This is a genomic window from Caballeronia sp. BR00000012568055, assembly GCF_029439455.1.
Classification (GTDB): domain Bacteria; phylum Pseudomonadota; class Gammaproteobacteria; order Burkholderiales; family Burkholderiaceae; genus Caballeronia.
Map to the genome: position 1 here is coordinate 1 of NZ_JAQFVG010000008.1, position 13,921 is coordinate 13,921.

The 13,921-nt window shown below is 59.0% G+C and carries 11 protein-coding genes; 9 read left to right on the forward strand and 2 right to left on the reverse strand.

Going from position 1 to position 13,921, the window contains the following annotated elements:
• Positions 1–110 precede the first annotated feature (110 nt).
• The 9 genes from P7F28_RS01165 (at position 111) to P7F28_RS01205 (ending at position 11,413) form a co-directional block, all read left to right on the forward strand.
• The gene (locus P7F28_RS01165; protein ID WP_277182533.1) at positions 111–1,508 is read left to right on the forward strand and encodes a UDP-glucose/GDP-mannose dehydrogenase family protein; all 1,398 of its coding nucleotides are present in this window, start codon (positions 111–113) and stop codon (positions 1,506–1,508) included.
• Between the two features lie 78 nt (positions 1,509–1,586).
• On the forward strand, positions 1,587–2,030 hold the full coding sequence (locus P7F28_RS01170) for a low molecular weight protein-tyrosine-phosphatase (protein ID WP_277182535.1): 444 nt from the start codon (positions 1,587–1,589) through the stop codon (positions 2,028–2,030).
• Positions 2,024–3,193: a polysaccharide biosynthesis/export family protein gene (locus tag P7F28_RS01175; protein ID WP_277182537.1), complete on the forward strand. Its 1,170-nt coding sequence runs from the start codon at positions 2,024–2,026 to the stop codon at positions 3,191–3,193. The genes P7F28_RS01170 and P7F28_RS01175 overlap by 7 nt, the downstream gene beginning before the upstream one ends.
• A gap of 36 nt (positions 3,194–3,229) precedes the next feature.
• Positions 3,230–5,443, forward strand: coding sequence for a polysaccharide biosynthesis tyrosine autokinase (locus P7F28_RS01180; RefSeq protein WP_306805658.1), 2,214 nt, complete (start codon positions 3,230–3,232; stop codon positions 5,441–5,443).
• A 21-nt stretch (positions 5,444–5,464) separates the two neighbouring features.
• Complete coding sequence (locus tag P7F28_RS01185) at positions 5,465–6,442, forward strand: glycosyltransferase family 2 protein (protein ID WP_277182539.1); 978 nt, start codon at positions 5,465–5,467, stop codon at positions 6,440–6,442.
• A complete protein-coding gene (locus P7F28_RS01190) occupies positions 6,439–7,560 on the forward strand; it encodes a glycosyltransferase (RefSeq protein ID WP_277182540.1) in 1,122 nt (373 codons plus the stop codon). Before P7F28_RS01185 ends, P7F28_RS01190 begins: the two co-directional genes overlap by 4 nt.
• A 3-nt stretch (positions 7,561–7,563) precedes the next feature.
• A complete protein-coding gene (locus P7F28_RS01195; protein WP_277182542.1) occupies positions 7,564–9,060 on the forward strand; it encodes a glucose-6-phosphate isomerase in 1,497 nt (498 codons plus the stop codon).
• Positions 9,057–10,229 carry a glycosyltransferase family 4 protein gene (locus P7F28_RS01200; RefSeq protein ID WP_277182543.1) on the forward strand — a complete coding sequence of 391 codons (1,173 nt, stop codon included), beginning with the start codon at positions 9,057–9,059 and terminating at the stop codon, positions 10,227–10,229. Before P7F28_RS01195 ends, P7F28_RS01200 begins: the two co-directional genes overlap by 4 nt.
• Before the next feature lie 14 nt (positions 10,230–10,243).
• A complete protein-coding gene (locus P7F28_RS01205) occupies positions 10,244–11,413 on the forward strand; it encodes a glycosyltransferase family 4 protein (RefSeq protein ID WP_277182544.1) in 1,170 nt (389 codons plus the stop codon).
• Positions 11,414–11,502: 89 nt separating this feature from the next.
• Here the strand turns inward: P7F28_RS01205 and P7F28_RS01210 are convergent.
• Both P7F28_RS01210 and P7F28_RS01215 read right to left on the reverse strand, forming a co-directional pair.
• A protein-coding gene (locus P7F28_RS01210; protein WP_277182545.1) for an IS3 family transposase occupies positions 11,503–12,647 on the reverse strand; the annotation gives its coding sequence in 2 pieces (ribosomal slippage) (positions 11,503–12,392 and positions 12,392–12,647; 1,146 coding nt in all).
• An 809-nt stretch (positions 12,648–13,456) separates the two neighbouring features.
• The coding region (locus P7F28_RS01215) for a GDP-mannose 4,6-dehydratase (RefSeq protein WP_277182546.1) at positions 13,457–13,921 on the reverse strand (465 nt) is incomplete at its 5' end.

Here is a 13,921-nt window from a genome sequence, read left to right on the forward strand (position 1 = left end):
ATTGGACCTTCGGTCTCGATATGAAGATCGTAGTCCTGACGTTGTGGAAAGGCTTTGCTGGCGCAAACGCATATTGAGCATTCGGAAACACAACCTCTGGAGCGCAGGACATGAAACTGACGATCATCGGCAGCGGCTACGTGGGACTCGTGACGGGCGCATGCCTCGCGGACATCGGCAATGACGTGCTGTGTCTCGATGTGGACCAACCCAAGATCGCCATTCTCAACGGCGGCGGCATTCCGATTCACGAACCCGGTCTGAAGGAAGTGATCGATCGCAATCGCGATGCGGGACGTCTGGCGTTTTCATCGAACGTGAAGCATGCGGTCGAGCATGGCGAGATGCTGTTTATCGCGGTGGGCACGCCGTCGGATGAAGACGGCTCGGCCGATCTCTCCTACGTGCTCGCGGCGGCGCGCGATATCGGCCGCTATATGAACGGCTTCAAGGTAATCGTCGATAAATCGACGGTGCCGGTTGGCACGGCGCAGCGCGTGAAGGACACCATCGAACGCGAGTTGAATGCGCGTGGCGAGCGACATATGTTTTCGGTCGTATCGAACCCTGAGTTCCTGAAGGAAGGCGCGGCGATCGAAGACTTCACGCGCCCGGATCGGATCGTGATTGGTTGCGATGACGATGTGCCCGGCGAGCGCGCGCGTGATCGCATGAAGCGGCTGTATGCGCCGTTCAATCGCAATCACGAACGCACGCTGTATATGGACGTGCAATCGGCAGAGTTCACGAAATACGCTGCAAACGCGATGCTTGCGACGCGTATCTCCTTCATGAACGAATTGGCGAATTTCGCGGACCGGGTTGGCGCGGATATCGAAGCGGTGCGTCGCGGCATTGGTTCGGACCCGCGGATCGGCTATGACTTTCTGTATGCGGGTTGCGGTTATGGCGGCTCGTGCTTCCCGAAGGATGTGCGCTCGCTGATTCAGACAGCGACCGAATACGGCCACGATATGAGCATTCTGAAGGCGGTTTCGAACGTGAACGAAGCGCAGAAGGACAAGCTCACCGACAAGATCGTCGAGCGCTTCGGCGACGATCTGTCGGGCCGCACCTTCGCTTTGTGGGGCCTCGCATTCAAGCCCAACACGGACGATATGCGCGATGCCCCGAGCCGCGTGCTTGCCGCGGCGCTGCTTTCACGCGGCGCGAAAGTCGTGGCTTACGATCCGGTCGCAGTCGATGAAGCTCGCCGCGTGTTCGCGATCGATCTGCAAGGCCAGCCGCAGGCGCGTGCGCGTCTCGCGTATGCGGCCAATCACAAGGAAGCGCTCGATGGTGCGGATGCGCTCATCATCGTCACCGAATGGAAGGTCTTCAAGAGCCCGGATTTCGATGCGATCAAAAAGCGCCTGAAAACACCGGTTATTTTCGATGGCCGCAATCTCTACGAGCCGGACACGATGAACGAAATGGGCATTGAGTATCACGCGATCGGGCGTGGCGTGCGCGGCGTGGAAGTGAAGTCGGCCGCCAGCGTCGAATAATCGGGATATCGAAATAAAGTAGCAAGATGAGCGGCGTTAAATGACGCCGCTCCGGGTAACGCTTGCCGGAAGGACTCCATGTTCGGAAGTGTTTTGATCGTCTGCCACGCGAATATTTGCCGCAGCCCGACTGCGGAGAGACTGTTTCGCGCGCATACGGAAAAGCGCGGTGCACGTCCGATCGAGTTCACCTCGGCGGGCCTCTACGCGCACGAAGGCGACGACATCGACCCGACGATGCAGCGCCTGCTCGCGGAACAGGGACTGGATGCTTCGGGACATCGCTCGCGCCGTTTCGATCGTCATATGGCGCGTCAGGCGGAACTGATTCTGGTGCCCGAGCGCAAACAGATCGACACCATTTCGAAGCTGGTGCCGACCACGCGCGGCAAGGTGCATCTGCTGGGCAAATGGGAAGACTCGGAAGTCGCGGACCCCTATGGCAACGAAGAAGCTGTGTACCGCGAAAGCTTTGGGCTCATCGAACGGCTCGTATTAGGATGGCTGAACAAAATATGCTGAAAGCTCGTTTTCTCTCGCTGACGGTAGCGTTGTCGATGCTCGTGAGCGCGTGCGCCACCGCGCCCGGAAACTACCTGAACACGTCACGTCTTCAGGATAACGATCCGACGCCGACCACGACGTATCCCGTGCATCTGATCACGGCGAACACGATTGCACAGATGATCGCCACGGCCGATGCCGTGCAGCCACTGCCGCCGCCGCGTTTCGCCGATGTGACGCAATATGTCTACCGTGTCGCGCCGCAGGATATTCTCGGCCTGACGCTGTGGGATCACCCTGAGCTTACGACGCCGCAGGGCAGCACGCTTTCAACCGGCGGCAATACCACACAGACCGTCGCGGGCGCGCTGCAACAGCCCTATACGCAGGCACTTCCCGGTCAGGCCGATCCATACGGTCAAACGGTATCGCCCAACGGCACGATCTTCTTTCCGTTCATCGGCCGCGTGCGTGTGGCGGGCAAGACCACCGGCGAAATCCGCGATGAAATGGCCGCAGCGCTCGCGCCGTATATCAAGAACCCGCAACTCGATGTGCGCGTGCTGGCGTATCGCAGCCAGAAGATTGCGATGACGGGCGAACTCAAACAGCCCGGCCCGCTTGCGATCAGCGACGTACCGCTCACACTGGTCGATGCGATCACGCGCGCAGGGGGCACCACCACGGAAGCCGATTTGCAACGCGTGCGGCTCACGCGCAACGGCAAGCTCTACGTGCTCGATGCGAACGGCATTCTCGATCGCGGTGATGTCTCGCAGAACGTCATGCTTCAGGCTGGCGATATCGTCAACATTCCTGATCGATACGACAGCCGCATCTTCGTAATGGGCGAAGTAAAAACGCCGATGCCGGTGAACATGGTGCGTGGCCGCGCATCGATTGCGGACGCGCTTTCGCAAGCAGGCGGCATTCTCGATACCGACGCCAATGTGCGCCAGATTTATGTGGTGCGCGGCGCAAAGACCAATCCGACCGAGCCCGATATCTATCGCCTCGACATGTCGCAGCCGGATTCGCTGTTGCTCTCCACGAAATTCGAGCTTCGTCCGCAAGACGTGGTCTATGTCGGCACGGCGGGCGCGGTGCAGTTCAACCGCCTGATCAATCAAGTGTTGCCGACCTTGCAGACGCTGTTCTATTTGAAGCAACTGACGCGTTAAATCTTCATCAACCTGGGCTCCGAGCGAATCATGAACATGCAAGAGAATGCCTTTTTGCAGAAGCCGGATGAAGAGGACGTGGTCCTCGGCAATCTGATTCAAGCCGTATTCGACGATATCTGGTGGCTTATCGGCGTCGCCGCGTTCGTCATCATGGCGGCGGCCGTGTACTGCTATCTCGCGCGTCCGGTGTATTCGGCCGATGCGCACGTACGCGTCGAAACCAACGACAACACGTCGCAAGCGCTGACGCAAACGCAGACCGGGCAGACCATCAACAGCGGTTCCAGTTCGCTGCCGACGGATGCGGAAATCGAAATCATCAAGAGTCGCGGCGTGGTGGCGCCAGTTGTATCGGAATGCAAACTAAATTTCTTTGCGTCTCCGGTGACCGTACCGTTCCTCGGCAGCCTCGCCTCGCACTTCGCGACGCCCGGCAAGCCCGCGAAACCGTGGTTCGGCATGAACAACTACGCGTGGGGCGGCGAGATCATCGACGTGGATTCGATCGAAGTCGAGCCGCAATTCGAAGGGCAAAATCTGATGCTCACCGCGCTCGGTGATAACCGCTACTCACTCGCCGATGCAGACGGGCATCCGCTGTTGCAAGGCACGGTTGGCCAGTCGGCGAGCGGTAATGGTGTCACGCTGCTGGTCAAGCAATTGGTTGCGCGCCCCGGCACGCGTTTCAAGGTGATGCGCGCAAACGATCTGGGCGCGATTGCGGGCTTTCAGTCGGGCATCACCGTGACAGAACAGGGCAAGCAAACGGGCGTGATCCAGATTTCGCTGGAGAATACGAACCCGGACAAAGCCGCTGAAATCGCTAATGCGCTGGCACAGTCGTATCTGCGCCAGCATATCGAGAGCAAACAGGCCGATGCCAGCAAAATGCTCGCTTTCCTTCAAAGCGAGGAGCCGCGTCTGAAGTCGGATTTGCAGCACGCGGAAGCCGCGTTGACGGAGTATCAGCGTCAGGCAGGCGTGATCAATGCAAGCGATGAAGCCAAGGTGTACCTCGAAGGCAGCATCAACTACGAAGCGCAGATTTCCGCGCTCAAATTGCAGATCACGACGCTCGAACAACGCTACGGCAATCTGCATCCTTCATTGCAGACGGCGCGCGATCAGCTCGCCCAGTTGCAGACGCTGCGTGACAAGTACGCGACGCAATTTCGAAATCTGCCGCAGTCCGAAGTAAAAGCCGTGGCCTTGCAGCGCGATGCGAAAGTCGCGGAAGACATCTACGTGCTGCTGCTCAATCGCGTGCAGGAGTTGTCGGTACAGCGCGCGGGCACGGGCGGCAACGTGCATATCGTCGATGCCGCCTTGCGTCCCGGCGATCCGGTCAAGCCGAAGAAAGTGCTCATCATGTCGGCGGCGGTGATTTTGGGCCTTATTTTAGGCGTCGGGGTGGTGTTCCTGCGCCGCGCGATCTTTAAAGGTATTGACGATCCCGAGAAGCTCGAACGCGTTGCAGCGTTGCCTATCTTCGGTCTCGTGCCGCTGAGCGCCGAGCAAACCAAGTTCGATACGGGTTCGCGCCGCCGTCACAACCACGACCGCGAAACGCCGATTCTCGCCACCATGCGCCCGCACGATGTCTGCGTCGAAATCATGCGCAGCCTGCGCACGTCGATTCAATTCGCTTTGATGGAATCGCGTAATCGCGTGGTGATGCTGACGGGGCCCGCGTCTGGTGTCGGCAAGAGCTTTCTGGCGACGAATCTTGCAGTGCTGCTCGCCGCAACCGGCAAGAAAGTTTTGCTGATCGATGCCGATATGCGTCGCGGCAAGCTCGAACGTGCCTTCGACGGCGAACGTCAGCCGGGTCTCGCTGAACTGCTCGCGGGCAACGCCGGACTCGAAGAAGCGATTCGCCATACGCGCATTGCATCGCTCGACTTTATCGCGGCGGGCAAGCGTCCCGACAATCCTTCAGAACTCCTGATGTCGCCGCGTCTCCAGCAGTATTTCGAAGGCCTCAGCCGCAATTACGATGCGATCATCGTTGATACTCCGCCGGTGCTGGCCGTGACCGATGCGTCGATCATCGGCAAGCTGGCGGGCACGAACTTCCTGGTGCTGCGTTCGGGCGCGCATAACGAATCGGAGATCAGCGAAGCGACGCGCCGTCTGCGGACGGCGGGCATCGCGATTCAAGGCGCGATTCTGAACGGCACGCCGCTGCGCGCACGCGGTTATGGCCGCACACACTACGCCGAAACCGAAGCTTATGTCGATGCGTAACGTGAGTAACGGGAGCGGCCAATGACACTCAAAGTCTCCGTGATCGTGCCGACGTATCGTCGCGCGGCCGATCTGAAACGCTGTCTCGCGGCGTTGCGTGCGCAAAGCCGCGCGCCCGACGAAGTGCTGGTGATCGCGCGTCCCGAAGACGATGCCACTGCGCAGCGCATGAAGACGGAAATGAAAGGATGGCATCGCTTCGCACTCCGAGTAATCGATACCGGCGCGGGCGGACAAGTAGCCGCGCTCAATCGCGGACTGGAAGCGGCCACGGGCGACATCATCGCCATAACGGACGACGACGCCGCGCCGGCGATGGACTGGATCGAACGCATTGCTGTGGCGTTCGAATTCGACGAACAACTCGGCGCAATCGGTGGACGCGATTGGGTGCATGAAAAAGGCCGCGTGCTGGATGGCGCGCGCGATGAAGTCGGCGTAATTCGCCGCACGGGACGCGTGATCGGCAATCATCATCTTGGCGTGGGAGAACCGCGTGAAGTGCGCATGCTGAAGGGCGCGAATATGAGTTATCGGCGCACTGCAGTTGGCCATTTGCGTTTCGATACGCGTCTGCGCGGCGCAGGTGCGCAAGTGCATAACGACATGGCGTTCAGCATGAGCGTGCATCGTGCGGGCTGGAAGGTGATGTATGACCCACAGATCGCCGTGGATCATTTCCCCGCCGAACGTTTCGACGATGATCGCCGTGACGCGCAAACACTCGGCGCGCTGACGGATGCCGCCTACAACTTCCATCTCATCATGGGCGAGGCGTTGCAATCGACAGGTCGTGAGATTGCGTGGCTCTGGTACGCGTTGATCGGCACGCGTGTTTATCCGGGACTTTTGCATAGTGTGATTGCGATTCCTAAAGGATTGCCGCGCGCGTGGCAACGCTGGCGTGCGGTGCGCAAGGGCGCCTGGCAAGCACGCCGCGAAGCGCGCCGCGCAAGCGACGCCTCCACTTCCACGCTTCCCGCCGCGAGGACCCTATGACGCATGTGCATGTGCATCTGTTTTTTGGCGCGGACCCGCGTCAGTATCGCGTGGGCGACAACATCGGCTGCCTGTATGGCTACCACCATGCGGAGTCGCCTGAGTTCGAACTGTCCTATTCGCGCGATGCAAACGAAAGCAAGCCCATGCGCATGATGCGGCGCGCGCTGAAGAAGGTGATCGGCTTCGATTTCATTCACACGTGGCGCAATCGCGACGCCATTCTCGCCGCCGATGCCATCTGGACGCACACCGAACAAGAACATCTTTCGGTAGCCTTATTATTGATGATGAAGCGCGCGAAGCCGCTATTGCTCGCGCAATCGATCTGGCTGCTGGACAACTGGAAAAGCTACGGCACGTTCAGGCGATGGGCGTATCGAAAGCTGATTGCGCGCGCGGATATTCTCACCACGCATTCGACGGTGAACGCTGCCTTGGTGCGCGAATACTTCGGACGTGAAGCGCAACAGGTCTTCTACGGCCTGAATACGCAGGATTTTGCGCTGAAGGTGCCGGTGTCGTGGACGCCGCACGAGCCGCTGCGAATCGGTGCGATCGGCAACGATCGCGATCGCGATTGGAACACGCTCGCGCAGGCGTTTCGCGATGATTCGCGCTATGAAGTGCGCATTGCCACGCGCCGTCGTGTGCCGGGCGCGCTGCGTGCAAACAACGTCCACGTCGCGCCCGCGATCGGTCTGAAGGCTGCGCGTGAACTCTATGATTGGGCCGATGTGATCGTCGTACCTTTGCGCGACAATACGCATGCTTCGGGCCTTACCGTGCTGCTCGAATCGGTAGCGCTCGCCAAGCCCGTGATCGTGACCGATGTTGGTGGGTTACGCGATTACTTCGGCCCCGGCCACGTCGCATATGTACCTGCGAACGACCCCATCGAACTGCGCCGCGCGCTCGATGAAATGCGTTCGAATCCCGCGCTTGCGCTGGCACGCGCGCAGGCCGCGCTTCGTCACTTCGTCGCGCGCGATTACACGACGCGCGAGTTCGCGCTGCAACACGTACGCCTCACGCGCGAAGCACTCGAACGCCGTCAAGGCACGAGCGATGCGCCGCATCATGCGCACAGTGCTTTTGTTACGCGTCGCGCGGGCTGATCGATGAACGCCACGACCATTCCACGCGCCCCGCGCGATCTCGCCGGCCGGATCGGCAAGCTGCCCGCTGCGAAGCGCAAAGGACCGCCAGAATGGCTTCCATCGGCCATCGTGTGGGGCGTGACGGCGCTGCTCGTGCTTGCGCGTCAGGGCACGGCGCTCACGTACGGCTTCCCGGTGATGGCGACGCTCGCCGCGTTGTATCTCTACTTCAAAAGCCCGGCGCGATATCTCGGCTTTATGTGGTGGGTCTGGTTTTTAAGCCCTGAAGTGCGTCGACTCGCGGACTGGGGCAAGGGCGGTTTCACGCAGACGAGCCTGATTCAGGTTGCGCCGCTGGTCGTCACGGTGATCTGTGGCCTCACGCTGTTGCGGCACTATCGCGTGCTGGCGCAGCGTCGCGGCTTGCCGATGTTGCTGATGTTGCTGGGTATTTCGTATGCCTACATGATTGGCGTGGCATCGAGCGGGCCGATGGCGGCCACGTATGACCTTGCAAACTGGCTTTATCCGGTGCTGATCGGCTTTCACATCATGGTGAACGCGCACGAGTACCCGAAGTATCGAAAGGTGCTGCTCGATACCTTCATCTGGGGCTTACTCGTGATGGGCGCATATGGCGTGGTGCAGTTCTTCATCATGCCCGCATGGGATTCCATGTGGATGATCGGCTCACAAATGGCCTCGCAAGGCGATCCCGTACCGTTTGGCGTGCGCGTCTTCAGTACGATGAATTCGTCCGGCCCATTTGCGCTGGTCGCTATGGCAGGGCTTACGTTCGTGATGGCCGCAGATCAGCGCATCAAATGGATTGCGGGCGGGCTGGGCTTCATGGCGTTCGGCTTGTCGCTGGTGCGATCGGCGTGGGGCGGCTGGATCATCGCGATGGTCTTACAGCTTATCAAGGCGAGCAATCGTATGCGCTTGCGCATTCTGATCGGCGCGGTGGTGCTGGTCGCCTTGTCGATTCCGTTGATGACCTTCGGCCCAATTGCAGACCGCCTTGGCACGCGTCTGCAAACCATGACCAATCTGAGCGATGACAACAGCTACGCCGCACGCAACCAGTTTTACGCGACCTTTATGGAAACCGCGTTCACGGACGTGACGGGCGAAGGCTTCGGCGCAACGGGCACATCGACGAAACTTGCCAGCGCAAATGGCGATCTCGGCAAATACGGCTCGTTCGACAGCGGCGTGATGAACGTGCCATTCGTGCTCGGATGGCCCGGCGCGCTGATGTATGTTTCCGGACTTGGCATTCTGCTGGCACGCGCAGTACGCGCCTCGTTCTCGCTACGCGACGACAAGTTCGCACAAGCCTGTTTGAGTCTCGCCTTGTCGATGGTAGGAATCCTTATTTTCGCCAATACGTTCGTGAGTACCGGAGGATCGCTGCTTTACATGTCTTTGTTTTCGATCATCGCCGCGCGCCATCACGCGAAGCTCGTGCGTCGCCGCAACGCTTTCCATTTCAAACCTGTAGGGTCCAGCCGATGAGAATCGCGATCGTCACTCACGTAGTGCGGCACAACGACGGCCAGGGGCGCGTCAACTATGAGATCGCCCGCGCGGCACTCGCGGAAGGGCACGAAGTGACGCTTATTGCGTCGCACGTCGCTCCTGAATTGCTTAAGTATCCTAACGCCAGATGGATTCGTGTAAGCGTGGGCCGCTTCTGGCCGACGCGCTTGTTCAAGCAGCAGATATTCGCGTTAAAAAGTGCGTCGTGGCTGCGTGTGCATCGCAATGAATACGATGTGCTGCATGTGAATGGGTTTATCACGTGGGCGCGCGCTGACGTGAACACCGCGCATTTCGTGCATGGTGGTTGGGCCAAAAGCCCGTACTACCCTTTTCGATTGAGCGGTGGCGCGTGGTCGGCTTATCAGGTGATCTACAGCCGCGTGAATGCGTGGCTGGAAGGATGGGCGTATCGGCGTTCGCGTGTGGTGGCGGCGGTGTCGGAGAAAGTGGCGCAGGAAATTCGTGCGGGCGGTATCGATGGCGAACGTGTCGAGGTGGTTTATAACGGTGTGGATACCACTGCGTTCAGCGCTGCTTCCAAAGACCGTGCGGCTTTTAATCTGCCGAACGATGCGTGCCTGCTGCTCTTCGTCGGTGATTTACGCACGCCGCGCAAGAACCTGCAAACGGTGCTTCAGGCGTTGGTGGATTTGCCTCAGCATGTGCAACTCGTGGTGGCCGGATATCTGCCGGGCAGTCCTTATCCGGATCAAGCCACGGCGCTCGGCATTGCATCGCGTGTGCATTTTCTCGGCCTCGTCAAGGATATGCCAACGCTGATGCACTCCGTCGATGTGTTCGTATTTCCTTCGCGCTACGAAGCAATGAGTCTGTCCTTGCTCGAAGCGCTTGCCGCAGGTTTGCCTGTGGTGACGGCGCGCACGGCGGGCGGTGCGGAGATCATCGGCGAGGAATGCGGCATCGTGCTGGAAGACCCCGACGATGCGCTCGCGCTTGCGCGTGCGATCGATTCGCTGGCGGCATCGCCCGCCACGCGCGCACGCATGGGCGATGCCGCGCGCGAGCTTGCCACAGGCTTCAACTGGGCGCGCATGGCGCGTCGCTATCTCGATCTCTACGCCTTCTTTGCGCGACGCGAACCGGAACCGACGCCCGCATCGCTCGAAGCGACTTCTGCTTAAATCACAGGACTTTTATGAGCACGCAATCGAACATCAAGTCGCTTCAGATCGGCATGCACTGGTTTCCCGAGCGCGCAGGCGGACTCGATCGCATGTATTACACGCTGGTGGGCGCGCTGCCTGAGGCGGGGGTGGACGTGCGCGGCGTGGTGGCTGGATCGCCGCGCGTGGCTGCGGACACCGCAGGTGCGATTCGCGGTTTCGGCCCTGCCGCGCAGTCTTTGCCGCGTCGCCTGATGAACGCCCGTTCCGCCTTGCGCGATACCTTGCGCGATCAGCGCCCCGATGTCATTTCATCGCACTTTGCGCTTTACACATTTCCTGGGCTCGATGTGACGCGCGGTATTGCGCAGGTGTCGCATTTTCAGGGGCCTTGGGCGGATGAAAGTCATGTCGAAGGTGCGGATTCCTTAGGACAGCGCGCGAAGTTCATGCTTGAGCGGCGCGTATATGCGCGTTCTACGCGTTTGATCGTGTTGTCGGAAGCGTTCGGCAAGATTCTGAATTCGCGCTATGGCGTGCCGGAAGAGCGCATTTGCGTTGTGCCCGGTTGTGTCGATACATCGCAGTTCGAATTATCGATGACGCGTTCTGATGCGCGGCGTCGCTTGCAGTTGCCTGCAGGGCGGCCGACTGTGCTTGCTGTGCGGCGTTTGGTGAAACGCATGGGCCTTGAGTCTCTTGTCGATGCGATGACGCGTGTCAAGCAGAAGGTGCCGGATGTGCTTTTGCTGATCGCCGGCAAAGGGCGTTTGCTCGAAGAGCTTCAGGCTCGTGTCGATGCTGCGGGTTTGCAGGATAACGTGCGTTTGCTTGGCTTCGTGCCGGATGAGCAGCTGGCTATGCTCTATCGCGCGGCGGATTTGAGTATCGTGCCGACGGTTGCTTTGGAAGGGTTTGGGTTGATTACCGTTGAATCGCTGGCTGCGGGGACGCCGGTTTTGGTTACGCCGGTGGGGGGCTTGCCCGAAGCCGTGCGGGGGTTGTCGGCCTCTCTCGTGCTTGAATCGGCTTCTGCTGATGCTATTGCTGATGGGCTTATCTCCGCGTTTGATGGGGCGCTTGAGTTGCCCTCCGAGGCTCAATGTCGGAAGTATGCTCGGGAGAATTTTGATCGCTCTGTGATCGCTAGGCGCGTGGCTTTGGTTTATGAGGAGGCTATTTTGGTTGGGCCTTTGCAATGAGGGGTTTTTTTCTGCTTTTGTCTTGTTGGTTATGCAGTAGCCGCCTCCCCGGCGGGGGGGTGTAGTGGTTCACTCATCTTGGACACTATTTAAGCCATTCCCACCTTTAATTTCTCAAACTCGGCTGGCGGCAGGTGACGCGCTGCCGAGTGCAATCTACGTTGGTTGTAAAACATCAAGATGTAGTCCAACACGTCGGCGTGGGCTTCAGCATGATCGCGGTAGGCACGCTCACGAATGCATTCGCCTTTCAGGCTGCAGAAGAAGCGCTCCACCACCGCGTTGTCCCAGCAGTTTCCCCGACGGCTCATGCTCTGCACGATCTTTCTGTCTCGCAGAAACTGCTGGAAACTCAGGCTGGCGTAATTGCTTCCCTGATCCGAGTGAAACATCAGCCCCGGCTTGGGGCGTCGTAGATCCAGCGCCACTTGTAGCGCTCTCATCACCAGAAATGTGTCGCACGAGTCAGAACTCGCCCAACCCACGACGCGCCGCGAATAGAGATCGAGCACCACCGCCAGATACATCCAGCCTTGCTGTGTCCAGATATACGTCACATCGCCAGCCCAGAACCGATTCGCCGCCGGCGCGGCAAACGCTCGATCAAGCCGGTTCTCAGCAATCCCTACTCCCTGCTCACGCTTCTCATAACGATGCGTGCGACGTACCCGCGCCTGCACATTTCCCTCACGCATGAGCCGACGCGCTCGCTCGCGGCCCACCGCATAGCCTCGGCGTTGCATTTCCTGTGACATGCGGCGACTGCCATAGCTTTGGCGCATCTGCGCATGAATCGTCTGCACCTCGCGTATCAGTCCGACACGCACTGAGCATAGCGTGCCCTGACGCGTCTTCCATGCGTAGTAGCTGCTGCACGGCACGCCTAACACCTTACACACCACGGATGCCGGATAGGCCTTCTGCGTCTCATGGATCACTTCGTATCGCGATCCAGTTCCTTGACGAAGAAGGCAGTGGACTTTTTTAGAATGTCGCGCTCCCGTTCGAGTTCGAACACCCGCTTCTCAAGTTCTCGAATCTTGCGTTGCTCGGTGCTGCCCGCCTCAGTTGCATTCTTGGGCCTCGCCACCGCCTGACGGTTGCCCATCCAGCGCCGTAGCGCCGACTCGCCAATGCCCAACGCCTTGGCCGCCTTGGTCACTGTATAGCCTTGCTCAAGCACGAGCGCCACGGCGTCGTGCTTGAATTCCTCCGAAAATTCTCTTCTGCCCATTTGACACCTCTCTGGTCGATCAAAGTCTACCTTTTTGAAGTGTCCAAGATTGCTAGACCACTACAGGGTAACTTTCTTTGCTGCTGCAAAGAAAGTCACCAAAGAAAGCAGCTTTTTCAACCGGACACTGCCTCTTGAAACGGCAAGTGGATTAAAAGTCTCTCTGGGTAACAATAGCCCGCCGCCACGGAGGCCTGCCCGGCCTGTCACGTGTTCGGTACGCACCATCCAAGCACCTCTTTTTCCTCAGCAAAGCGGTACGCGCTCTTTCGCGCGGCGTGTTCGGCGCTCGCGCGCCATCGCCGTAGGGGTCTATAAGGGAAACACAGAGAATGCGGAGTATCACGAACAAACAAGCGTCACCGCTTAAACGCTATTCGGCCCTACCGTTACTTTGAGGCGAGAGGGAAATAGAAGCGCTAAACGACGTTGGGCCGAATAGCGTTCGTGCGTTGCCGTGTGATGAGTCGTTGTCTTGGTTCCCTGCCGGGTTCCTTCGATTAGCGCCCGGCGGCGCGCAGGGCGCGCACGCTGGTAGCATGAGCGCGAACCGCTCTGCTAAGGAAATAGAGGTGCTTGAACGGACTGTACCTATTCGCTGACAGGCCGGGCAGGCCTCCGTGGTGGCAAGCTATTGTTACCTAGCGAAACCATAAATCCACTTGCCGTCTCAAGAGGCACTGCCTGGTTGAAAAAGCTGCTTTCTTTGGTGACTTTCTTTGCAGCAGCAAAGAAAGTTACCCCCCCGCCGGGGAGGCGGCTACTGAATAAACCAAACAACAACCACAAGCAGCAAACCCCAAAAAGCCCTAAACCTGCTCAGCCGAAACCCGATCCGCCATAACCTGATACATCCACTCCAAAGTATCGTCGATAGGCGTCAAGGGCACCTGTCCAATCACCCTCCGCAACTTCCGATTAGACCCAACCAGCCGAGCAATCTCATTGCGTCTCATAAACCGAGGATCGACAAAAACATCAATCTCATACCCGGCAATCCGAGAAAGCATCCGAAGCATTTCCCCAAGCGAATGACTATGCCCAGAGCAAATATTGAAAGTCTCCCCAGCCGGCGCCGCCTCAAGCAAACGAGCATAGGTAGCAACCACATCCCGCACATCGGAGAAATCACGCGAAACGTTTAAATTGCCAAGCGAAATGCGCGCTTCACGCCGTGCATGATGCCCAACGATCTTAGGCAAAACATAGTCCTCGCTTTGCCCCACGCCGGTGTAATTAAAAGGCCGCGTAAAGAAAATCGGCAAGCGATCGAA